This window comes from Methylotuvimicrobium sp. KM2 (genome assembly GCF_038051925.1).
Taxonomy (GTDB): Bacteria; Pseudomonadota; Gammaproteobacteria; order Methylococcales; family Methylomonadaceae; genus Methylotuvimicrobium.
The window spans coordinates 2,894,512-2,918,437 of the sequence record NZ_CP150634.1; the positions used below are offsets into that span (position 1 = coordinate 2,894,512).

A 23,926-nucleotide genomic window follows, 5' to 3' on the forward strand; every position below is an offset into this window, starting at 1 on the left:
GCTCCTAATTAATCATACTCTCTCGATAATGCCCGGGACGCAGGCACCAATAAAAATTAGCGTCAACTCGGTTAATCTAAGTTTCCACCTTCACCTATTTGCACATTTAGATTGCTGACAACCGGGACGATTGCAATGCCGCGGCATTTCGATAAACAAGACTTATGACCGAGTACGCTACGAAAACGACCTACTCTCAACACGAGGAATTAACATGAACATCAACGAAGCAATTTCATTGACCCGAAATCCAAGTCTCTGGCTATTGCTATTTTACTTGATGACACCGTTTAATTTAGCCTGGTCTCAAGACGCACAACAAGCAACGGAACCCGAGACTAGCACCGAATCCGTCACGCTCGACCAAACCATCGAAGCCATTACGGAACGTCGTAAAGCCCTGGAAAATGAAAGAACTGAAATCAAGCGGCGTTTGCAAAAAGCATCGGGCCAAGATGCCGAACTATTACAAAAGCAACTCGCACTGCTGGAGCAAACAGCGGCAACCTTTACCGCACAAATCATCGAACTCAATCGAACTCAGGAACTAGATGCTCAAAAAGCCGCCGACTTACAAGAAATTTCCCGACTAGAAAAAGATCCTAAGCCTGAAAAACCCGTTTCAGTTTTGGATTTGGATCGCGCACGAGAGCAACTCGCCATAGAATCGGCCCGGGTTAAAGTAGTTCGCGCCAAAGTCGATTTGGCAAAAGAAGGCTTGGTGCAAGCGCAACTGGCATTTAAACAAACACAAGACAAACTGACTCAATTTCAAAGTCAAAATGGAGCAATCGAGCCCTTGCTGCTGAAAGCGACGGAATTCGAACATGATCTCGCCGAACAACAACAAACGCTTCGCGAACTGGAACTGAAAAACGAAGAAAAAACGTTTTCAGTCTATGATACCCATCTTGAGCTATTACGTCGTCAAGTCGACTATTTACAGCAACACGCGCGCTTCGACAGTGCGGAATTAACCCAAAAAAACGAGAGCATCCGCAAACATGAATTCGAACTGAACCGCGATTTATCTCGACTCAACGATCAGCAAGCAAAGGCGCAAAGCCTATTGGATCAAGCTAGGAAGCGACTGGAAGCGGCTTCTTTCGAAGATATACAAGCCATTGAAGAAACAGAAGCGCGCCGCCTGGAGTTAGAAGCCCTTAAATCGAAAACCGATGCTGCGCAACGCGAACTAAAATTGCTTTCGGAAAAAAAGGAATTATGGCAAAAGCGCCATGCAGTATTCAACGAATCGGTCGAACTACAGGAATTACCGAACTGGCGATCGCAGGCCAACTCAGCCATCACACAAATCGAACAAGAACAAGCCACTATCAAGCTTTGGCTCAGCGACTGGCAAAGCCGACTGAATGCGGTCGGCAGCAAATCGACACCGGACAAGTCCATTTGGCAATCCCGTCAAAGCGAACACATACAAAGCATTATCGACACATTGAACGATTTAAACGGTGCAATGGATGAAAGCCGCCGGCTTCATCAATACTTGATCGACGATATTAATGCCAGAACCTCGCAATACAACCTTCGCGACCGGATCAAAAGTTTAATCAACATGGAGATCAATCATAATTCGCTATGGGATTGGCTTTATGCCTTCGCCATCGCGTCGATCACCTTCATTTTATTATTCGTTTTGCGTTGGTTCCTGATCCGTGGTTTAAAGCATGCCGCCGAACGCCAACATTTTTCCCAAGCGAATGAAATTCTAAGCACCGTCAAACGCGCCAATCTCATATTCTTTCTAGTCATCGCTGTCTTTTTCGCATCATTATCGCTAACGCTAGACCCCGCTACCGACACGACGATCGCCAAAATTACAAAAGTCGTTATCGCGCTACAGATCGCGATTTGGATGAGCGGTTTTATAAAAGCCTGGATTTTCCGTATCCTGTCGCGCAAAACCAAGCGCGACGGCGCCAGCATGGGCGCATTGGCCATCCTCAATTTCACGAGCCAAATAGTGTTATGGTCGGTAGCATTATTGCTGATTCTGCAAAACCTCGGCATCGACATCACCGCCCTGATTGCCGGTCTCGGTATCGGCGGTATCGCGGTCGCCTTGGCGCTACAGCGCATCCTCAGCGACTTATTCGCATCGCTTTCCATCGTTCTCGACAAACCCTTCGTCATCGGCGATTTCGTCAATTTCGGCGATTATTTCGGCACCATAGAACATATCGGCATCAAAACTACTCGATTGCGCAGCCTGACCGGCGAACAGATCATTTGCGCCAACGGCGAATTGCTCGATACCCGCATCCGCAACTACAAGCGCATGCAAGAACGGCGGGTCGTCTTCAAGATCCGCGTGGTTTACGATACCCCCTATGAACAACTGCAACGCATTCCGGCCATGATCAAAGCTATCATCGAAGCGCAAGAAAACACGCGCTTCGATCGCGCGCATTTCGCACAATACGGCGATTTTTCGCTCGACTTCGAAATCGTCTATTATGTGCTAACCCCGGACTACGCCTTATATATGGACAAACAGCAGGCTATCAACCTTGATATCTACCAACAATTTCAACAGGAAGGCATCGAATTCGCTTATCCGACTCAGTCGCTGTATTTGCATCATAAGTCCGTTTCGGAGCCTAAATTATCTGAAATTGGTTAATCCAGCCCTCAGGAAAACCCATTGGCCAAGAAAGTAAGTCTAAATCAAGGAAGCATCATCGCAAATGTCGTTCAAATACTCGGACGGCGGATTGTCTTGTCCGAAGTCGGTTGGGATAACGAAACGATCGCCTCGATCATCGAATTGGGCGATGAAGACCCGGACAAACCTTATCTGTTACCGGGCTTTATCGATGCGCATGTGCATATCGAAAGCTCAATGCTGACGCCATCCGAATTTGCCCGGATCGCGTGCCGGCACGGCACCGTCGCTACCGTTTCCGACCCGCATGAAATCGCCAATGTGCTCGGACTGGACGGGATTCGCTTCATGTGCGATAGCGCCGCATCGACGCCGATGCCGATATTGTTAGGTGCACCTTCATGCGTGCCGGCGACGCCGTTCGAAACGTCCGGCGCGCGCCTCGATAGCGAACAACTGGCCCGGCTTTTCGAAAACCGTCAGGCGGGTTATTTATCGGAAGTGATGAATTACCCGGGAGTTTTGCACGAGGACGCCGAACTCATGAATAAATTGGTTTTGGCCAAGCGTTTCGACTGCCCGATCGACGGTCATGCGCCCGGCCTGAACGGCGAAGACCTCAAGCGCTATGCGGCAGCCGGCATTTCGACCGATCATGAATGCAGCACGCTCGATGAAGCCCGCGAAAAACTCGCGGTCGGCATGCATATCTTAATTAGGGAAGGTTCGGCGGCTCGCAATTTCGAGGCATTGCATCCGTTGATCGACGAAGCTCCCGAGCGCGTGATGTTTTGCAGCGACGACAAGCATCCGGACGACTTGGTTGCCGGCCACATCAATTTCTTGGTCGCACGAGCCGTCGCGCACGGTCACAGCGTTTTCGATGCCTTGCGCTGTGCCTGTTGGAATCCGGTCGACCATTATGATTTGCCGGTCGGTCGCCTGCGGGTCGGCGAGCGCATGGACGCCGTACTGGTCGAAAACCTGACCGGCTTTAACGTACTTTGCACCTGGATTGCCGGCCAAAAAGTCGCCGAGCACGGCAAGAGTCTGTTGACGTATCACGCAACAAAACCCGTCAATCGTTTCGCCGCCGTACCGATCGACACATCCGATCTCGAAGTGCCGGCGAGCAGCGAGCAAATCCGTGTGATCAAAGCGTTCGATGGAGAGTTGTTCACGCAAGCTTTATTACGCACGCCTAAAATCGAGCATGACAAGATCGTGCCCGACATCGAATCCGACCGCCTATTACTAACCGTCGTCAATCGTTACGAAGCCGCCCGCCCGGCGCTGGCCTTTATCGAAGGCTTCGGCTTGCAACGAGGGGCGCTGGCGTCGAGCGTCGCGCACGATTCGCATAACATCATCGCGGTCGGCGCCGATGCCGATGCCGTTTGCCGCGCAGTCAATGCGGTGATCGAGGCGCGAGGCGGCATTGCGGTTGCGGACCGGGAGCATGTCGAATTACTGCCGCTGCCTATCGCGGGCCTTATGAGCGATGCCGACGGCGATAGCGTCGCGGCGCGCTATGCCGAATTGGACGCATCGGCCAAGCGACTGGGTTCGCCGCTGCGCGCACCGTTCATGACTTTATCGTTCATGGCCCTGCTGGTTATTCCCGAATTGAAATTGAGCGACCGAGGTTTGTTCGACGGCCGGACATTTTCCTTCACTCCACTGACGGTAACGCCGTGATGACTCGCTTGGTACTAAATCGCCAACTGATCGAGTATCATGCAAACCCGGCAACGGTCGTTCTGGACCTGATTCGTCAGAGGCAGGGCCTGACCGGCACCAAGGACGTCTGTCGGGAAGGCGATTGCGGCGCCTGCCAAGTGCTGCTGGGAAAAATACGCGGCGGTCGCCTGCGCTATCAGGCCGTCAATGCCTGTTTGTTGCCGTTGGGCGCGATCGACGCATGTCATGTCGTAACGGTGGAAGGCCTGAACGCCGAATTGTTGAATCCGGTTCAACGCGCCTTGGTCGATTGCGGCGCGATTCAATGCGGATTTTGCACGCCCGGCCTGGTTTTGGCCTTGACCGGTTTTTTTCTGAATGCCGAGACTTCCGATGAACAAGCCGGGATCGATGCGCTTGCCGGCAATCTATGCCGCTGCACCGGTTATGCCGGCATCAAACGCGGGATAGCGCGGCTCTGCCGGCAATTCGACCTATCCGGTTCGCCGCCGGAACGCAGGATCGACGATTTGGTGCAATGGCAAATCCTGCCGGCTTATTTTTCTGGCATTGCCGAGCAGCTATCGGCGATCATTCCATGCGAGGCGAGAGAGCCGTCGCCGGACGCGGTACTGGTCGGCGGCGGCACCGATTTATGGGTGGCCCGTCCGCAATCGCTGCACGCCCAGCCCTTGGCGTTCTTGCCCGGCAACGCCGACGGCGTTCATGTCGACGGTGACGACTGCATCGTCGACGCCGAGACGACGATAGAACAACTTCGAACCTCTAAGTTGTTTCGGCAATTGTTTCCGTCGGTCACGCAAGACTTTGAATTGATTTGCTCGGCGCCGGTCCGGGCCCGCGCGACGGTCGGCGGCAATCTGGTCAATGCCTCGCCGATTGCCGATCTGGCGGTGTTTTTTCTGGCCTTGAATACCCGTCTGCTGCTGGTTTCGCATGACGCAAGCCGCACCGTTTCGCTCAAGGATTTTTTTAGAGGCTATAAACAAATCGATTTGCAGAGCGGCGAACGCTTGCAAACCATCCGTTTTAATCGAGCCGCGGCACAGAGTTTCAGTTACGAGAAGGTCGGCATGCGCCGGTATCTCGATATCGCCGCCGTCAATTCGGCACTCGGCATTGAGCATGCCGACGGGCGCATCGTCACAGCCCGTTTATCGGCCGGCGGCGTTGCGCCGGTGCCGTTTTATTTCGAGAAGGCCTGCGCCTATTTGCAAGGCCGTCCGATAACTCCGGAGACCGTAACTGCCGCGGTCGAAATCGCCCGGCAAGAAATCGCGCCGATTTCCGATCTGCGCGGTTCAACCGAATATAAACGCTTGCTCTTAAGACAGTTGATCTTCGCGCATTTCATGAAGTTATTTCCGGAAGCTATCCGCTGGGAGCAATTACATGCAAGCCAATGATCTCGAACTGCACGCCCAAGGGCGCTCGACTTTCGTCGACGATATCGCGCCGCCGGCCGGTGTGCTGCATGCCTTTCCGGTCGTGTCGACGATCGCGCACGGCCTGATCGCCGGCATCGATTTCAGCGAGGCCTTGGCGTGCTCCGGCATCGCCTCGATAGTGACCGCAGCCGATATACCGGGCGTCAACAATATCGGCAATGTCGAGGCCGAGGAGGTGCTGTTGGCTGAACAAACCGTAATGTATCGAGGCCAGCCGATCGCCGTGATCGTTGCCGAATCCGAAAGCGAAGCCCGGCATGCGGCTGCGCGCGTCAAGGTCGACTACCGCGAACTGCCCTCCGTGTTCGACGCCCGCGAGGCGCAACGGCAAGGTCTGCACATAGCGCCGCCACGCATCTTCTCACTCGGCGATGTCGAGCAAGCCTGGCAAACATGCGATGTCATCGTCGAAGGCAAGACGCAATCGGGCGCGCAAGAGCATGTCTATCTGGAAACTCAAACCGCGATCGCCTGTCCGCTGGAAAACGGCGGATTGAAGGTCGTTTCGGCCACGCAGTCGCCGGGCATGGTGCAGCGGGTCATCGCGCGCGTTCTAAATCTGGCGATGACACAGGTCGAAGTTGACGTGCTGCGTCTCGGCGGCGGTTTTGGCGGCAAGGAAGAACAAGCGACAACCTGGGCCGCGCTCGCGGCTTTGGCGGCTTGCCGTCTGCAACGGCCGGTAAAAATACGATTGAGCCGAAGCGACGACATGCGTTGGACCGGCAAGCGTCACCCTTACGATGCCGATTTCAAGATCGGCTTGGATCGCGGCGGGAAGATCTTGGCTTATCAGGTCAGTTTTTACCAGAATGCCGGTGCGTTCGCCGATCTTTCGCTGGCGATCTTGGAGCGCACGCTGTTTCATGCCTCCAATAGTTATTTCATTCCGAACCTGCGCGCGACCGCGGTCAGTTGCCGCACCAATCTGCCGCCGAATACCGCGTTCCGAGGCTTCGGCGGGCCGCAGGCGATGTTCGTACTGGAGGCGGCGATTTTCAAAGCCGCTGCGGCATTGCAAATCGATGCAGCCGAAATTCAGCGCATTAATTTATTGCAAGAAGGCCAAGCGTTTCCTTACGGTATGCCGGCGACAGAATGCCGGGCCGGTCTCTGTTGGGAACGCTTGCAGGAAAAGCATTCGTTGTCTCTGCGGCAACAGGATATCGACGACTTCAATGCGAGCCATCGACTCGAGAAAAAAGCCTTGGCGTTGATGCCGATCTGCTTCGGAATTTCGTTTACCGCGACTTTTCTGAATCAGGCCGGCGCGCTGGTGCATGTTTATGCCGATGGTTCGGTCGGCGTCAGTTGCGGCGCGGTCGAAATGGGCCAAGGCGTCAAGCAAAAGATCGGAAACATCGTCGCGTCGACCTTTTCGATAGAACGTGACCGCGTCAAGGTCGAAAGCACGAATACCTCGCGCATCGCGAATATGTCGCCGACCGCGGCCAGCGTCGGCGCCGATCTCAATGGTCAGGCGACTATATTGGCTTGCCGGCAGATTCTGCAGGGTTTGAAGCGAGTCGCGGCCGGATTGCTCGAAATCGAGGCCGAAGCCGATAAAATCGTCATCGAACAAGAACGCGTGTATTTCAACGGCCAGCCGACCGCAATCGGCTGGAATCAATTGATTTCCGCAGCCTATCTGTCCCGGACGGCGTTGTCGGCGCATGCGCATTATGCGACGCCCGGAGTCTATTTCGACAGAAGCAAGGAACAGGGCCGGTCTTTCGCCTATCATGTTTACGGCTGCGCTGCCATTGAAGTAACGGTCGATTGCTTGCGCGGGATTTATCGCATCGATGAAGTCGTTATCGTGCATGACGGCGGCAAGAGTCTCGCGCCCGAGGTCGATCTCGGCCAGGTCGAGGGCGGTCTGATGCAGGGCTTGGGCTGGATGACGATCGAAGATATCCGTCATGATAGCCAGGGTCGTTTACTGAACAATACGCTGACCGCCTATAAGATTCCCGATATTCATTTCGCACCGGAAATCAACGTCGAATTTTTGGCCAAGGACAATCCGGCCGCGATTCTGCATTCGAAAGCCATCGGCGAGCCGCCGTTCATGTATGGGGTCGGCGTGTATTTCGCGCTGCTCAAGGCGATACAGGCTTTCAATCCGGCCTTTGAACCGGAGTTCAGCGCGCCAATGACGCCGGAAAAAGTGTTGCTGGCCTTGTACGCCGAGTCATGATATTAGAAAAAGCAATTCACCATGATCATGAAGAACACGAAGTTAATTCAATGGCTTGCCATGCCTTTGCAAAACATTTTTGCTTCTCTGAAAAGTTGTTCAAATTTTTATATAAACTCTTGAAAGACTTCACGACCTTCATGAGCTTCATGGTTAAACTGCCGGATTTGGGATAATGGCACTGTTGACGCTGCGCAACAGCATGTCGGGCGCGTTGATTTATGCGGCGGGCGATGGCGGGGCGGCGCTGTTGACCGGCGAATTCCAATGGCCGCGATTGCTCGGCATGATGCTGGTTGGGGGTTTGTTGTATGCGATCGAAATTCCTGCCTATTTCAGTTGGCTGGCGCGTCGTTTCGGAGGAAGCGATCTTCGCAACCGTATTCTACGCGCCTTGCTGGCTCAGGCGTTTTTCAATCCGCTATGGATCGCACGGCATATCGCATTGATCTATTGCGTGTCGGGCCGCTTTGCCGAACTGGGCTGGCAACTATTGAACATCGGTTTGGCGTCATTTCTGCGCATCGTGCCGCTGGCATTTGCGGCCAATTATCTGATTCAAAATTATATTCCGCTACGCTGGCGTTTTTTCTACAGCGCGGTTTTTTCGGCGACGATGGCGGTCTATTACGCAATGAGTGAGGCATTCTTTGGCTAAATCGGCATCTTTATGGCAATGGCTCGCGAACCGGCTGACACGGCATCGTTCCGTCATGCTCATGATCGTCGTCGAAAGTCATGGCAGCTCGCCCGGCAAGGCGGGTGCGAAAATGGCCGTGACGGCAAACGGCGAATGCTTCGGCACGGTCGGCGGCGGTGCGCTTGAAAGCGCCTTGCTCAAAGAAGCCCGTTCGGCCTTGCAAGAACATATATTCGAGCCGAGGCTTAGACGCTTGCAGCATCATTTAACAAGAGACGGCGAAGCGTCCGGCATGATCTGCGGCGGCGAGCAAACCGTTTTGCTGTATCCTTGCCAACAAGATCAGTCCGCTTTATTCCGGCGCTTGGCTAACAATCCCAAAGGAGTGTTGACACTGTCGCCGGCCGGCATCGCATTCGATCACACGCAAATCGTGCCTGAGTCGTGCCGGTTTACCCGGCAGGGCGACAACGATTGGCTGTATCGAGAATCCGTCGGTTGGTCCAGACAGGCTTATATTATCGGCGGGGGTCATGTCAGTTTGGCTTTATCGAGGACCCTGGCGACGCTCGATTTCGATATCATCGTGATCGACGAACGCGATAACCTCGACACCCTAACCCGCAATATGTATGCGCGACAAAAGTTGAAACTGCCCTACTCTGACATCGACGCCGCGATACCGGAAGGCAGCCAAATCTATGTCTTGATCATGACGCATAGTCATTATGCCGACCAGAAAATCGCCGAGCGCTTGGCCGGCAAAAAAGTCGCCTATCTCGGCGTATTGGGCAGCCGGAAAAAAATCGTCCAACTCAAGGCTAAGCTTGCCGAAACGCTGTCTTGCGATGAGCTTCAACGCATTCGAGGTCCCATCGGCTTGCCGATCCATAGCCATACGCCCGAGGAGATCGCGGTCAGTATCGCGGCCGAATTGATACAGATTAGCAATAGTGCGAATTCCGCACTCGGTTTGTAACTATTCAGTCCCCCGGAAGTTATCGTTCCCACGCTCTGCGTGGAAACACCTGAGTACCGCTCCAGCGGTACGAGAGGCTAGAGCGTCTCGGTCTTCATTCCCACACGGGAGCGCTCATCGTTATACACAAATATCGGTAAACTTGCTAAACAGAGGTTATCGTATACTTGAAAACGGTGCTGTTTGATAAATCTGCGGATATTGAACATCAGTGGCTTCGAAATCGCGACGAAGGCGTCGCTCCCACAAAGGGGCGGATGCTCTGTGGGAGCGATCCCCAGATCGCGATTTCGAAGTCGGGAACGTTTGGCGACAAGAAATGGTATCGAGGCCTCATTAGCTAAGATTGCAAAACGGTAATTTTTGACTTATGGATAACGATGAGCGAGGGAGCGGGGAACGATAGGGGGTGAATAATTACCTCGTTTTTTAAAGTGACTGATCAAAAAAACCAATAAACAATGGAATGATCAGATGTTTTTGACTATCCGCCGCAATTCAATAATCAAGCCGGGAATATCATCTTGAATAATACTCCATAGAGTATCGTTATCGATGCCCAAATAACCGTGTATCAGTCTGTTGCGCGTTGCGATGATTTACCGCCATGGAGCATAGGTATCTACACAAGTACTTGCTCCTTTTCCCTTGAGGGAGAAGGTTGGGAGAAGGTTGGGATGAGGGGGATATAAGTGGTTGTTTTTACTCTCACCGCCGCAATCCTCTCCAACAGGAGAGGGTGCTAGAGCGGATTATAACTAATTGTATTTATTATATAAAAACTTGTGTAGATACTTATGGCCATGGAGCCACCGGATCGGCTTCCCTGACTTCTTTTGGGATATGAGTTGCGGCCTCTCCGATCAATTCAAGCTTACGAAGCGTTGCATCATAGTTTAGCCCGGTGGTTTCAAATGACTGTCGATCCAATCCTTCACAATAAGCCAAAACATTTTCGGCAAAATGCAGCATATCCTTCAAATAAAATCGCCATTCCCGTTCAGATATTTACGGCTTCCCGCTCTATAAAAGGCTGCAATTCGGTTCTAAGCGCTTTTTCAGTGACTAAATCGACCGGTACGCCCAGTTCATCTTCCAACAAAAACTGTACACCGAAATATTTTTCCGAGGTCGCCGGCCCGTCAAAGGCTACGATAATATCGACGTCGCTATTCGGCCCCGCTTCATTGCGCACGGTAGAATCAAACAAAGCCAGCCGCGTCACACCGTAACGCTCCATCAACATAGGTTTTAATTTTTCTAAGATTGCCAATGCGCACTGCCGATTCATAGCATTTATCCGATTGACTCAATTTTCAAATCCGATCTTCCGCGATTCCTGCTCGTCGAATCATGTTGTTGGATTGCGGAAATTAGGTGAGGCCTGTCAGGGCCCGCTGCCATTGTTCTTGGGCTGACGCGTAGCGCTTGTTTTTGTCGATGACACACTGAATGTCTAGGGTATTTGATTGATAGGAACTTTCATTGCGGTAAAGTGAAACGACATAGGTATTAAAAGGCACATTTTGGCTCACCTAAAAAGCATAATACAGAAGACAGCAGCGCGCGTTAGCGCGTCCGCTGGGCTGACTTGTTACTTGTTCCCAGTGATGTCCTTAAGTCCGCCGGAGACATACTTGTGCAGGACACTAGACACCAAAGACTGATATGGAAGTCCTTCTTCTAATGCTCGGCGCTGAAGTGCCTCCAGATCACGGCTGGAGATACGGATATTGATCCGCTTATCTTTCTTGAATGTTTCTTCCGCTGCCTGGGTGAGAGACTCCCGACGAGCAGCATCTAGATCCGACTTAAAGTCCCCAGACTCATATGCATCAAGTAGCTCTTGCTCTTCTGGATCTAATTTAATCTTGGCCATACTAATCCCCTAGAAATTTCTTGGTAGCCTTGCGACTGGGAATAATCGTCTTGAGAAACAATTCCTTATCATTCTCAACATACGGTACCAGCCAGGCATAATCATCAATTCGAACCACAAACAACCTCTGATTCGGGTACTTGTCCTTGCTGGGATGAGGTCCATCATCAAGTAAACCACCGGATTGAAGAGCGAACAAAACATCTTCGAAGGAAACTCCGCGCTCGCTCATCAGCTGCTGGTTCTTTTCCGCATTCCAGTTAATCTGCTTCATGAGATGAGTCTAGCAGGGCATGTACTTATTGTCATCTTGCTAACAAGTTACCTGATTAGCAAGTTTCTTCAACCAAAGACCAGGACATTCTGGGCCTGAAGGCCGCATACAAGCCACTCAATTACCCAGTAGCCCGTATGCAGCGTAGCGGAATACGGGAGTGGCGTGGCTCCGGGCTTCCCGGATTGCGCTACTCTCCATACTGGCGCACAAAAACCGCCCGGTCAGGTTGACCGCCATCACGGTTTCCCATTGTTTCAAGGTCATCTCAACAAAAGGCGCATCGAGTTGTATGCCGGCATTGTTGACCAAAATATCGAGACTACCCCAAGTCCCGATGACTCGTTGAAACATCGCCATCACTTGATCCTCTTGGCTGACATCGGCCTGAACCGCAATCGCTTCGCCGGTTCCGGGACTGGCGCCCCAGATGGTGCCTTCGTCGTCGAGACAAATACCGTCCGGCGTTGCCCCGCTCAAATCGGCCCAAGTTCGGGCGTCTTTCAACAAGCCGTCTTCGCCGATCGTGGACGACACGCGCGGCTCAATGCCGGCGATCGTTCGACGAATTCATACTTCTCTCGTCAGTCCGGCAACGTAAAAACAAGATAGCCCCACGCCGGGAAATCGAGCCGCATGCCCTCCTCGTTTATTTCAACGCTCGGTTTTTGCTGCCGCGAACTCAACAGGACTTGCTGCTGATTGAGGCCCTCTTGGTTTGGCGACCATTCAAGACGGCATTGGCTCGGCTGAGCAGCATAGTTCACGACGACCCAGGCCGTTTCATCGGTCGATCACCATCGATAAACAATGAAATCCTGCCAGGATTCGTTGCCGCCTTCGACCGGACGACATTCCGCCAATGCCCATTCGCCGCTTCTAAACACCGGTCTTTGCAAGGTCTGCAGCAAGTCGCTGTAAAACTCGCTCAAGCGTCTGTCGGCGGTCTCCTCGGGTCCTCGGCATAGATGAATCGGAATGTGTACCCGGTTACCGGTCAGTTGTCCGTCATGAAAAAAACGCAAGCCGGGCGAGAGAAAAGTGACGATCGCGGCGGCTTCGTGGACATCTTGCGGAAAAATCTCCGCGGCGCGCGGTTCGTCGTGGTTTTCGAGAAAACGCGCCAGTTTATTTTGAAAATCGAGACCCGCAACCAAATGATCGCGCACGGGTCGGCAAGCCCTGTCTCTGAGCCGGTCGTAAAGGCGTTTGTCGTAGGTGTAATCGAAGCCTTGTTGCTGCAGCGTCCATTCGAGATCCCAATAGACTTCTGCCAGCAGCATGAAATCCGGAAATCGCTCGCGCACCTCCGCGATCGCCTTCGGCCAAAACGGCTCAATCGGTTTTCCCCAGGTTCGCTCGAATACGTCCGGCAAAACCAACATCGCCATGTCGCAGCGCACTCCGTCGCAGCGTTCGGCAACGGCAAGCAATTCGGCTATCATCGACTCCTGTACTTTCGGATTGCCGTAATCCAGTTGCAGCGTATCGGGCCAACCGTCGAAATAAGGATCGCGGCCGTAAGCAAAGACTTGCCTGCCCTGCGAGCTTTCCAATTCGATATAATTTTGCGGTTCGCGCTCGATATCTTCTTTCGAGCCTTGAATATAAAATTCCGGATGTTCCCGAACCCAAGGATGGTCCAATGCGGTGTGATTAGGCACGAAATCGAGCATCAGCTTCAGCCCTCGCTCGTTTAGCTTTTTGCGTACACTAGCGAGGGCTTTATCTCCGCCAAGGCACTCCAACGTTCGATAGCGGGTTACCGCGAAGCAGGAACCGCAAATGTCGTCTTCGGACAAGTCGGCCAGACTGGCCCGAAAGCCTTGCTGCCACGGTTCATGACTCCGGGAAACTTGTGCTCCGGCCTGACCGGCCTGCCAAACGCCCAACAGCCAAACCCAATCGAAACCTTGCTCGGCAATACCTTGCCATTCGTCATCCGGCCAGTCGCCGATGCCGGCGGCCCGTCCCCGGTCGCGGCAAAACCGTCGATGCCGAACCCGTGTATTGATTTGATAAAGCGATGGATAATTTATAGCCGGCATCAAATAGCCTTATTTTTTATGTAGGTTCTTCGCTACGAAAATCGAAGGACGATCAGCCTTGATAAACCTCATCATGGCTATCGGCATTAACCACCAAGCTGGTGAAAGTATTGCATCCCTACATGCTTCGACTTGGCTCTCAAAAAACAGCTTTTTTGTACCTTTGTTATCAATCACTTGCGAAAATGCAAAAAAGTCGGAAATTGATGACAAGCAGCGGCTGTTTCATGGTAACGCCATGCGACCGAATGGCGCTTACTTTGCTCAGCACGAACGGTCTCCAACACATGCCAACTGCTCTTTTTAGGTTCCTACTTCGATCTCGGACACGAGCGGCAGATGATCGGAGGCAATTCTGCTCAATTCCGAAACATGAACCTCAAGCGAAATCATGCGTTCCGCAGGATCGACCCAAATTCTATCCAGACTCAGCAGAGGTCGATGAGCCGGAAATGTCGCCAATGCCGGCATTTTATTGAAGCGGCGCTTCAACCAGCGCATCGAACGTCCCCAAAGCAGCCATTCATTGAAGTCGCCCAGCACGATATTGACATCGGCGGTGCTGCTAGCCAAAGCCGACAACACGCTTCGAACTTGCCGGCGCCGTTCTCCCGGGGACAAACCGAGATGAGTTGCCAGTACCGTCAGGTTCGTGTTGTCGAACGTCAACTTTGCATCGATCAAGCCGCGCGGTTCTCTGCCGGGCACACTGATATCGATATGGTCCACGGAGCGAATAGGAATGCGGGACAGCAAGACGTTACCGAAATGCCCGTGTTTCGCTAAATACGTAAATCCGCTGATCGCGTTCGCCACGGCGGCCTGTTCGAGCTCCGCCAGCACGCTCTCGGGATGAGCGATCAATGTCTCCACTTCCTGCAATGCGATCAAGTCGGCATCGATTTCTTTCAGCACTTGGGCGATGCGGGTCGTATTTCTGGCACCGTCCCGGCCGATGCAACTGTGAATATTGTAAGTCGCGACTCTAAGCTTCATACGCTCCCGCTGCTCGCCCCTTTGCCGTATTTTTTTCGCAGATGCCCCAGAAAAAAGAACAAAGCTGCGCCGAATAAAACGATTGCGATCAATAATCCGACGATATAACTCGATCCCGTATCGCGCATCGCCACGGAAATACCGTAAGCCAAGAGAACTAGGACGGACACGGCAGGCAGCAAACCGATCATCGTTCCGAGCGCAAAGTCGTATAGGCGAATTTTGGAAACCCCTGCGATCAAATTGACGATTGAAAACGAAGCCACCGGAAAAATACGAAAAAATATGACCGATTTCAGCCCGGATTCGGAGAATTTCCGAGTCAGACTGTTCAATAAATCGCCGCTCAATCGGCTCATTTTATCGCGACCTAGTCTTCGTCCAATCAAGAATAAGCTCACCGCGCTTAATTCGGCGCCGATCAGTGCATACAAGAAGCCTTGCCAGGGCCCGAATAACAGCACTGTGGCTATTAGTAGCACTGTAACCGGAAAAAAACACAAGCCGCCCGCGATGTAAAGAAATGGAATCAAAAGAAATGTGTAATGCTGTTGTTGCACCCACAAAGCGGCCGCTTCGACCGTATCGAAAACCGAGTATTCACCCAAGTCGGCCCAGCGCCACAATGCCCCGACCACCAGAAAAATAGCGATCAACAAGACGTTGTTCAACATATGTTTGAAAACGGGGAGTTGTTGTTTCGGGCCAATAAGATATTGGAACAATTCATCCGGCTCTATCGGTTGCTCAGGATCCAATAATTCGGACTCGGGCACCCATTGATCGACTTCATCGGGAATTTCGCCGTCTAACGGCACGAGCCTACGCGCGCCCTTGCTCAACGATTCGATCGCGCCGGCCAATGTTCCTGTTTCATGATACGCTTTCGCTACCTGTTCGATTTCCGTGTCGAGATGTTCGGCCAGCAATCCATTACGAAATGCCGATATCGCTTTCGATTCCGGAGAGCCTTCCTCCGCCGCGATCGCCAAATCGCATTCCGAATCGAAACCGAGCGAGCGATTACTCAGGTTCGACGAACCGACGCGAACGAAACAATCGTCGATCACCATCACTTTCGCATGCACCATCAAATCCACCTCCGGATCGACGGAAATTCTCGGATAATACACTTGCAGGCGCCGATGGCGGTCGACCTCGCGTAATTTCAACAAGATCCGAGCGCGCAACACGTCCATGGTGTGCTGTTCGAGCCAACCGCCGGTTTTTTTCGGCTGCACGATGATCACTTCGGGCCCGTCCGTTTCTTGTAAACGCGCCGTCAATGCCTCGCCGATTCGAAAGGAGCTCAAATACTGGTTTTCGATATAGATGAATTTGCGCGCCGCGGCAATCGTATCCAGATAGAGCCGTTCGACCTCGCGCACTTCTGCGTAGTCGCGATGTCTAGGCCAGGTGCGTGCAATCACGACCTCAACATCGTTGAAGTCCGCTGTAACACTTTCCGGCCAAGAATCGCCGATCTCGATTCGCTCGTCGATCAACGGCGCTTCACCGTAAGCTCTTTGCCAACGTTCGCTGGCCAATTCGCCGAGTGCTTGCGCCGCCGGACCGTCGACTAGCATCTGCATGTCGTGAAACGGCGGATAAGCTTCGCCGTCGGGGTCGACCCGGCGTTTATCGTCCGGTAAATGCTTAGAGGTATCCCAACGCCATTTGCTCAAGTCCAAACCACCCGCAAAGGCGACGGCGTCGTCAATAACGACCATTTTCATATGCTGGGACGCGCCAACCGGATGTTCCCCGTCCAGGCAAAATCGAACTTGCTTGTGGGTGCTCCATAGCAATTTGTAGCGAGGAAAAAATTCGCGCTCCATCGCATAGATCATCGCAAAATCCCAACTCAACACATAAATTTGCAGTCCCGGATTCCGTTTAGCCAAAAAATCGAGCAGTTTTCCCAACTCTTCGGGGCATTCGGCGATTTCACCGTTTCGAATCAAGCGCAATTCGCTATGCAAATCCCAACCGACGATCATGATTGACCGTCGTGCTTTCTGCAATGCTTCGTGCAAGGCCCGAAAGTAATTTTCGCCGTCTATGATCAAAGCGACACGATGCGCTTTCTCAATTCGCCAAGAGTTTTCGCTCCGGAAAATATTTTTCATGCGCACGGCTCCTTCAAGAAGCGATTACCGAGCAATGGAAAGCTTCGTCGTTTGAAAAATCCCTTTTTTATGGAATCTAGACGGCTTCGAATGCCGCGAAGAAGGCTGCGCTCCCACAGGTAGTTGAAATCATTGTGGGAGCGCAAAAAAAATGCTGGGCCTATTAGTAACCATGGATTATCAGCTACATTGATTTGAAATTTTTATTTGAATTTTGAAGCAGCCGATTTAAACGATTGACTCATCGAATCCCAAGCGCTTTCCAAACCGCCTTTGAGGTCTTGCCAGGCACTCTCACTGGCTGCTTTGATCTCCTCGAGTTTTGCAGAAGCTTCATCGCGCTTCTTTTTTAAATCGCTGATTTCTTCCTTGTATTAAATCTCGGCATCGGCTTCGGCCTGCTTTGCCTTAGCCTGGAGCTTGTCAATCTCGGCATTCCATTCGTCGAGTTTAGCTTTCATTTTTTCTACATACGCATCTTTTTCGCTCATGACCGACTCCTTAATTATTGATTAAAATATCGAACAAAATAGTTTTCGGGTCACGGCTCCGGGTAAAAAATTTACCGAAACCTGTTTGCAATATACGCAACTCTTCAATTTAACGCAATTTTATAGATCTTAGGCTACTCTAATTCTAATACTCTGTAACTCAATGCTTTTTTCGTAACGTACGATAAAATCAATTTAAAATCGCCATACATTAAGAATTTCGTGAAAAATAATCTCCTGGAACCATCAGCTTTGCAGCGGGTTCGATGTAAATATTCAGTCACCCTCTTTGAAAAAGAGGGTTAGGGGCTGAGGTATCCCCACAAAATAGCCAAATAAAACGATTTGCTATGGCTGAAAATTGATAGATATATTGATTTTTTCATCGTTCCTACGCTCTGCGTGGGAATGCATCCCGGGACGCTCTGCGTCCCCAGGGGTCGATAATCCCGAAAAGAGCAACGATACATTCTCGACTGTTTCTTAATCCAATTGCCCGCCGCAGTCGACGCAGAGCGTCTAAAGCGGCATTCCCACGCAGAGCATGGGAACGAGCGTTTTGTGGGGATACCTCAGGGTTAGGGGAGATTATTTAAATAAATCCTCCTCAATCCCCCTTTTTCAGAGAGGGAGGCCAAGTTCCAGCTTGTTTTAAATGGAGGGGGCTGAATGATTACGGTTCGGTAACTCGCTTGACAAAGAGCTCCGGCGCCGAATTTTGATCTCCGATGGATATAAGCGCTCTGAATGAATTTTGTATTTTCAATTACTACCGCCAATAGAGCCATTTGCAATGACAAAAAACAGGTCTTACTCCTTTTATACTCAAAAATTAGCTAACTTTGTGAAGGTATGGGGTGTGGCTAGCGAGGATGTCGGCAGCAGGGATTGCTGCCGTCAAGCCCCCATGGATGGGTTTACCCAGCACCTAAATTCCATAGTCCATTGGCTATGGTCAACTATCTGAGATAATTTAGGTGCTGGGTGAACGGCGGTCCTCGATAGACACATCCCATACCTTTTATTCTTAGTCGGTTTTTCAATCAAAAGGGAGTAGCATCATGAATCGCCCGCCCAATGAAAATCATGAAGCGTCTGAAACCATTGAATTATGGAAATTCGTTTCAATCAGCGATTTTGAACGCCCTATCGTTCTGAGCACGGATGCGGCCCGACAAAAATGGCTTTTATTCAAGCGCCTTTTTACCCGTGCCGACGAGTCCTCGACGCCAATAAAACCGGAAGATGCCTTACAAACTTTGTCCGAGGCGCGCTTGGACCAGCTCGTCCCTCCAATCGACCGGCATGCGGCCGTCGATGCGCTCGATCGGGTATTGGAAGACTGGTTGCAAACTCGACCGAACGGCTCCCCGGTTAAATTCATCATAGGTCAAGCTTTTTCGGCTAATGAGGAAGTTCTCGCCCGTTGGACCGCTCGGCATAACGCTCGTCTAATAACCAAACCCACTATAGAACAAATACTCGAAAATGATTCGACTTGGCCCAATGTTCCGACAGACTCCCAAAGTCTTTGGGTTTTGCCGAATTTGGACAAATGTTTTCTGCGTCATGCGGAAGGATTATCGTTGATTCGGCGATTTTTAACCTTGGCTTTAAACGGTGATTTAGGACCCGGAATTATCGGCTGCGCCGACTGGTCTTGGACCTACCTGCGACGGGTCTGCTCCTTATCGAACGGCAATGCATTGACACTGCAAGCATTCGACGGCAAGCGACTCTCCGCTCTATTCTCGCAACTGGCAAGCTCCGCCCAACCGATCGGTTTGCAATTCCTAAACGCCAATACAGGCAAAACCGTTTTATCCGATTCTCAGGAAGGAAATTTAGACGTCAGCAAAGACTTGAACAAATTAGCCATGCGCTGCCGCGGCAATGCCGAAATCGCCAGACTTTTTTGGCGCGATAGCTTGAGAAATGAGCCTGAGGAAGCAGCGCTTGAAGATTCGACGCCAACTACCACAGTTTGGGTCGGTCCTTTCACTGAAGGTGCCGTTATACCCGGCTCTCATGATGAAAACGTCGCATTGATCCTACACGCCCTGCTGATACACAACGGATTGCCGGCTAAGGTCTTAACCCGAGTCTTACCTTTTTCCGACTATCAAATCATGGATTTATTATTCAATTTGAAGTCCTTGGGCGTCGTTCATTTGCAGCATGGCAACTGGCACGTCGCGCCAATGGGCTATCTCAGCAGCCGGCATTACTTAAGCGCGCAAAACTTTCTGTTGAGCGATTTTTAGGAGAATACAATGGACAACAATAACATCGCCAACATTTTCATCAAGCCCGATTTAGGAACCTTACAGCACGTAGTACTCGTCATTTTGGGCACCGTTTTCGTGATTCAGGCGATGCAAAAGCTTTTTCCCTGGATCGCCGATTATCTCCACGGCGCTTCACGGCTTTTCGTTTTAGCGATGATTCCGTTGCTGCGGCTGATTTTGATTCTGGCGGCATTTATATTGATCGTACCCCGTATCATAGAACCGTCCATGCAAAACATGTTGGCGTTGTTGGGCTCTATCGGAATCGTTCTGGGTTTCGCCTTGAAGGATTACGCCAGCGGTCTAATTGCCGGTATCGTCGCGGTCGGCGAGAGACCCTACCGTAACGGAGATTGGATCGAAATCAACGACATCTACGGCGAAGTCAAACATATCGGCATGCGCGCCGTACAAATCGTCACGCCGGACGATACCGCCGCTTATATCCCTCATACCAAAATTTGGAACGAGCCGATTCTGAACGCCAACAACGGTACACCGATGCTGCAATGCGTGGCCAATTTTTATTTACACCCGGATCATGATGCCGTTCGAGTCAAACAATTACTGCACGATGTCGCATTGACCAGCCCTTATTTGAATCTCGAGCAACCCATTGCCGTGGTCGTTCAAGATCAGCCCTGGGGCACGCATTACCGAATCCGGGCCTATCCTATCGAACCCTACCAGCAGTTTCGTTTCATTAGCGACCTGACTATTAGAGCCAAGGCCGGTTTAAAAAACCTTGGTATTATTTTTGCCGTTGCACCGGCGCTTCCGAAGAATAAAAATATCCATTGATTCAAAGGTTCCGCCAGAACCCTTTAGTTTGGCACAACGTAAAAACGAATTGACTGTCATTTATTTTCTCCATGTTAGAATCATCCGGACACTTAAATAATAACAATTGGGAGGCATCATGACGCCGACGGAAAAAACCTTATTGATTCATCAACAGCCCGAAAACTCGGTTCGGCTCCGCAGCGCCTTGGAAGCCGCGATTCATTACGGCGGAGAATTGGAACCGGTATTGCTCGACGAGTTTATGAACGATCCTGCCGCCTTTTTGCGAGGCCGTTTACATGTTGTGAGCCTCCTAACTAGCAGCGAATTGTCCCAATTATTACGCGAAGCCCATCGTTATCGATTCAGTGTCGGCTTACTGCCGGCTAAGGATAAGTCGATTATCTGCCGACTTTTCAACATTGCCGAACAAATCGAAGATGCGGTCCCGCGCGCGCTCGACCCCGCCAAAGCCTATCCTGTGGATTTGCTGCTGTGTAACGATGAAGCGGTAATCTGGACGGTTTTGATCGGTGAAGCGCCTTTCATCACGATGCGCCAACATGCCTACGAAAAAAAACCGCTACGGGAGCAGGTAAACGAATTTATTGCCAGTATTCCCAATCTGGCCAAACTCAAACCCTTCGAACTATCAGTCTCAACTGAAAAAGGCCAGCGCATCGAAACGGCCGTTACCGGCGTGTTGGTTATAGAAAACGATATCGAAACGCTTGCCGCTAACTTGATTAATGAATCCATTTCGTCACAAGACGGCAAGTTATCGGCCATTTTTTTGGCGCCTTCGTCGGTGATGGAGTTTCTTAATTTCTTGATGATCGCGATTTATTGCAAGCTTCGCGCGGTCAGTCATCTACCAAAAGCGGTCGGTTATATCAAGAGCGCCACGTTGGAATTATCGAGTCCGAACACCCTTTCGTATGCGATCGACAGCCGGCAGCGCAAAGCTGATCGTATTTCGTTGAAGACCATTCCTCAAGGTATTGCGATCAATGTCGGCGAACGCTACAAGGCCGCGCATAGAGTCATTCATGACGACGCGAAAGACACGGCTAAAATCAAACCGCTTAGACATAGCGCGGCACATATTAACCGTTTAAAAAAGAGAATGCCGTTTTTCTCGACCGCAGTCGAGTCCGATTTCAAGGATTTGTTTTTGATGCTGCGCGACAATGCCAAACTATCCGGGCCTTATATTAGCCTGATGATCTTGAGCAGCATGCTGGCGACCTTCGGCCTGTATCTCAACAGCAGCCCCGTCGTCGTCGGCGCGATGGTGTTGGCGCCGCTTATGGGTCCGATCGTGTCGCTATCGATGGGTATTCTGCGCAACGACAGCAAATTACTCAGAAGCGGCATGACGGTATTCGGCATTGGCGTTGCCCTTGGTTTGTTCGTGTCGATCATCACCGCGCTTTTAATTCCTTACGAACAATTAACCGGTGAAATCCGCGCCCGCTCGCAACCGAGCCTGCTGGATCTAGGCGTTGCAATTATCTCGGGCAGCGCGGCCGCCTATACGCACGCCAAGGCTACCCTATTTAGAACACTGCCGGGCGTCGCAATCGCGGTCGCTTTAGTTCCGCCGCTGTGTTCGATGGGCATTGGCATTGCCTGGTGGGACTGGAATATCATCAGTGGCACCGGCTTGTTATTTTTGACTAACTTTGCCGGCATTGCGCTCGCCGCTGCGGTTACTTTTCTGTTTTTAGGTTATTCGACGATGTTTCGAGTCAACCGGGGACTCGGCTTATCGTTGTTACTACTTTTCTTAGTCAGCGTTCCGCTCTATCATTCTTTCGCTAACACAGCGATACACAGCCGTATTACCAACGCGATCAATGCAAAAACCTATAAGGTGAACGATAAGACGATAGAAGTCGACGATGTCGAAGTCGTATCGATTAGCGAAAAAGTGCGCTTATCGGTAAAGCTGCATAGTTCCGACCCGCTGGTATCGGAAGATGTCGCCGCGCTCCGCGATTACATCAGTAAACAAATCGAACGCCCCGTTTTATTGGATGCGTCATTTAGTATTTTGCAGTAGCTGGAAAAACCAAGCCGCTCATTTGCCTTGTTCTCAAGTCCGAGAACAAGGCATAGACCAACAATCTTGAGCACAAAAAATACATCACCGCCGGACGGTTTTTTGAAAGCCGTCCGAAACGCCTTTATCTCGATCCTTAAGCCACTCTTTCAACGCGTCGTTGTGCGCGTTTGCCAGCCGTCGCCGGAGGCTTTAAGCGCATCGACAATATCGGCATCGAGGCGAATGCTAACCGGAATTTTCGGACTATCGCTTTTCGGCCGCCCCATTGGCTTCAGCATGGAAAATTCGGCATCGGTTAATTCGTAGGTATCGGAATCGGCATCAATACCGGCATTGATTTGCCCTTCTTCCTCATCATTGGGCAGTTCGAAGACGCGGCCTGATTTAGACATGACTTGATCCATTCAACGCCTCAAACCACTCTCTTATAAGCACAAGCCGGCAGGACCAAGGTCGTACAGACAATGATCAATAGCAAACCGATCGATAACAGCAAACCCATACTCGCCAAGCCCAGATGTGGTGTAAACGCCATGCTGAACAAGCTGCACAAGGTCGTCAGACTGCTGAAAATCACGCCCCGTGCCGTACTGGTTTGTAAGACACTCCGCTGTTCGTCCGGCATGCTCCGCAACCGGTTCATGATGTAAATACCGCTGTCGACGCCAAGCCCGAACAGCAGAGGAATCACAATGATATTCGCGAAATTAAAAGGATTATCCATGACGACCGTCGAGGCGGCGGTCAATACCGCGGTCATCAACAACGGCAACAACATTAGAAATGTATCTTTAATACTGCGATTGACCAGCAACAAAACGAACGTAATGGCAACAAGCGCGCCGATCAAGGCTTGTTGAAAGGCCTTGACTACAGCATTGCCCGACTCGATATAAATCACCGGCAAATCGGTGGCATTCGGCGCAATTCCCCTCACTTCGGCAACAAATTGCTTCAGGTTTTCGTGATCGCCAAGATTTTTACTCGGAAAGACTTGAATACGGTAAATACCGTCCTTGCTGAGCCAACGTTCGGATAAATCCTTCGGCAGGCTGTTCAGCGTCACAATATCGGCATCGAAGGCTTGCAATAGCAGATTCATCGTATCCGGCAAAGTACCCAGCAGATTGTTTTGCAAACGGTTCAACATGCTTTCTTGCTCGGACAAGGATTTCGATTGTAATTGAAGCAACAAGCTCTCCAAAGCGTGGCGTAGCCTCAATAAATTGCCCGTCAATTCGCTATTGGGAAGATCCTGTAAATGTTGTTCTATATGATTTTTAAAGTGCGTCAAGGCCGTCAAATGATTGTCGATGTTGTCTTGCTGCAACGGCGGAAACGTGGCAAAACGAAAACCCATCAGCAAGGCCGTAACT

21 protein-coding genes are annotated in these 23,926 nt (G+C 51.3%); 10 read left to right on the forward strand and 11 right to left on the reverse strand.

Going from position 1 to position 23,926, the window contains the following annotated elements; genetic code table 11:
• Window positions 1-214 precede the first annotated feature (214 nt).
• From WJM45_RS12185 to WJM45_RS12210, 6 genes are all read left to right on the forward strand, one after another.
• Window positions 215-2,644 (forward strand): mechanosensitive ion channel domain-containing protein, encoded by a 2,430-nt coding sequence (locus tag WJM45_RS12185; protein WP_341325372.1) that lies wholly within the window; start codon window positions 215-217, stop codon window positions 2,642-2,644.
• Between the two features lie 21 nt (window positions 2,645-2,665).
• Window positions 2,666-4,324: an adenine deaminase gene (ade, locus tag WJM45_RS12190; protein WP_341325373.1), complete on the forward strand. Its 1,659-nt coding sequence runs from the start codon at window positions 2,666-2,668 to the stop codon at window positions 4,322-4,324.
• The gene (locus tag WJM45_RS12195; protein WP_341325374.1) at window positions 4,324-5,733 is read left to right on the forward strand and encodes an FAD binding domain-containing protein; all 1,410 of its coding nucleotides are present in this window, start codon (window positions 4,324-4,326) and stop codon (window positions 5,731-5,733) included. Before ade ends, WJM45_RS12195 begins: the two co-directional genes overlap by 1 nt.
• Window positions 5,720-7,975: a molybdopterin cofactor-binding domain-containing protein gene (locus WJM45_RS12200; protein WP_341325375.1), complete on the forward strand. Its 2,256-nt coding sequence runs from the start codon at window positions 5,720-5,722 to the stop codon at window positions 7,973-7,975. The genes WJM45_RS12195 and WJM45_RS12200 overlap by 14 nt, the downstream gene beginning before the upstream one ends.
• Window positions 7,976-8,150: 175 nt before the next feature.
• Complete coding sequence (locus WJM45_RS12205; RefSeq protein WP_341325376.1) at window positions 8,151-8,633, forward strand: hypothetical protein; 483 nt, start codon at window positions 8,151-8,153, stop codon at window positions 8,631-8,633.
• On the forward strand, window positions 8,626-9,594 hold the full coding sequence (locus WJM45_RS12210) for an XdhC family protein (RefSeq protein WP_341325377.1): 969 nt from the start codon (window positions 8,626-8,628) through the stop codon (window positions 9,592-9,594). Before WJM45_RS12205 ends, WJM45_RS12210 begins: the two co-directional genes overlap by 8 nt.
• A 470-nt stretch (window positions 9,595-10,064) precedes the next feature.
• On the opposite strand, the gene WJM45_RS12215 is transcribed toward WJM45_RS12210, so the two are convergent.
• The 7 genes from WJM45_RS12215 to WJM45_RS12245 all read right to left on the reverse strand — a co-directional run bounded on the left by WJM45_RS12215 (window position 10,065) and on the right by WJM45_RS12245 (window position 13,795).
• Window positions 10,065-10,193 carry a HepT-like ribonuclease domain-containing protein gene (locus WJM45_RS12215; RefSeq protein ID WP_341328940.1) on the reverse strand — a complete coding sequence of 43 codons (129 nt, stop codon included), beginning with the start codon at window positions 10,191-10,193 and terminating at the stop codon, window positions 10,065-10,067.
• Window positions 10,194-10,389: 196 nt separating this feature from the next.
• Window positions 10,390-10,566, reverse strand: a complete 177-nt coding sequence (locus tag WJM45_RS12220; RefSeq protein WP_341325378.1) for a HepT-like ribonuclease domain-containing protein — start codon at window positions 10,564-10,566, stop codon at window positions 10,390-10,392.
• Window positions 10,567-10,594: 28 nt separating this feature from the next.
• Entirely contained in the window at window positions 10,595-10,885 is a 291-nt protein-coding gene (locus WJM45_RS12225) for a nucleotidyltransferase family protein (protein ID WP_341325379.1), read from the reverse strand.
• Window positions 10,886-11,188: 303 nt separating this feature from the next.
• Window positions 11,189-11,473, reverse strand: a complete 285-nt coding sequence (locus WJM45_RS12230) for a CopG family antitoxin (protein ID WP_341325380.1) — start codon at window positions 11,471-11,473, stop codon at window positions 11,189-11,191.
• A 1-nt stretch (window position 11,474) separates the two neighbouring features.
• A complete protein-coding gene (locus WJM45_RS12235) occupies window positions 11,475-11,747 on the reverse strand; it encodes a BrnT family toxin (protein ID WP_341325381.1) in 273 nt (90 codons plus the stop codon).
• 117 nt (window positions 11,748-11,864) lie between these two features.
• Window positions 11,865-12,284: an SDR family NAD(P)-dependent oxidoreductase gene (locus tag WJM45_RS12240; protein ID WP_341325382.1), complete on the reverse strand. Its 420-nt coding sequence runs from the start codon at window positions 12,282-12,284 to the stop codon at window positions 11,865-11,867.
• 257 nt (window positions 12,285-12,541) lie between these two features.
• The gene (locus WJM45_RS12245) at window positions 12,542-13,795 is read right to left on the reverse strand and encodes an alpha-amylase family glycosyl hydrolase (protein WP_341325383.1); all 1,254 of its coding nucleotides are present in this window, start codon (window positions 13,793-13,795) and stop codon (window positions 12,542-12,544) included.
• Between the two features lie 58 nt (window positions 13,796-13,853).
• Between WJM45_RS12245 and WJM45_RS12250 the strand changes: the two genes are divergently transcribed.
• The gene (locus WJM45_RS12250; RefSeq protein WP_341325384.1) at window positions 13,854-14,102 is read left to right on the forward strand and encodes a hypothetical protein; all 249 of its coding nucleotides are present in this window, start codon (window positions 13,854-13,856) and stop codon (window positions 14,100-14,102) included.
• Here the strand turns inward: WJM45_RS12250 and WJM45_RS12255 are convergent.
• Complete coding sequence (locus WJM45_RS12255) at window positions 14,099-14,791, reverse strand: endonuclease/exonuclease/phosphatase family protein (protein ID WP_341325385.1); 693 nt, start codon at window positions 14,789-14,791, stop codon at window positions 14,099-14,101. The genes WJM45_RS12250 and WJM45_RS12255 overlap by 4 nt on opposite strands.
• On the reverse strand, window positions 14,788-16,920 hold the full coding sequence (locus WJM45_RS12260; RefSeq protein WP_341325386.1) for a VTT domain-containing protein: 2,133 nt from the start codon (window positions 16,918-16,920) through the stop codon (window positions 14,788-14,790). The genes WJM45_RS12255 and WJM45_RS12260 overlap by 4 nt, the downstream gene beginning before the upstream one ends.
• Window positions 16,921-18,472: 1,552 nt before the next feature.
• Between WJM45_RS12260 and WJM45_RS12265 the strand changes: the two genes are divergently transcribed.
• From WJM45_RS12265 to WJM45_RS12275, 3 genes are all read left to right on the forward strand, one after another.
• A complete protein-coding gene (locus tag WJM45_RS12265) occupies window positions 18,473-19,675 on the forward strand; it encodes a hypothetical protein (RefSeq protein WP_341325387.1) in 1,203 nt (400 codons plus the stop codon).
• 9 nt (window positions 19,676-19,684) lie between these two features.
• Entirely contained in the window at window positions 19,685-20,500 is an 816-nt protein-coding gene (locus tag WJM45_RS12270) for a mechanosensitive ion channel domain-containing protein (RefSeq protein WP_341325388.1), read from the forward strand.
• Between the two features lie 118 nt (window positions 20,501-20,618).
• Complete coding sequence (locus WJM45_RS12275) at window positions 20,619-22,547, forward strand: DUF389 domain-containing protein (protein WP_341325389.1); 1,929 nt, start codon at window positions 20,619-20,621, stop codon at window positions 22,545-22,547.
• Window positions 22,548-22,696: 149 nt separating this feature from the next.
• On the opposite strand, the gene WJM45_RS12280 is transcribed toward WJM45_RS12275, so the two are convergent.
• Together WJM45_RS12280 and WJM45_RS12285 are read right to left on the reverse strand one after the other, a co-directional pair.
• Complete coding sequence (locus WJM45_RS12280) at window positions 22,697-22,942, reverse strand: BrnA antitoxin family protein (RefSeq protein WP_341325390.1); 246 nt, start codon at window positions 22,940-22,942, stop codon at window positions 22,697-22,699.
• 20 nt (window positions 22,943-22,962) lie between these two features.
• Window positions 22,963-23,910: an MMPL family transporter gene (locus WJM45_RS12285; RefSeq protein ID WP_341325391.1), complete on the reverse strand. Its 948-nt coding sequence runs from the start codon at window positions 23,908-23,910 to the stop codon at window positions 22,963-22,965.
• Window positions 23,911-23,926 lie beyond the last annotated feature (16 nt).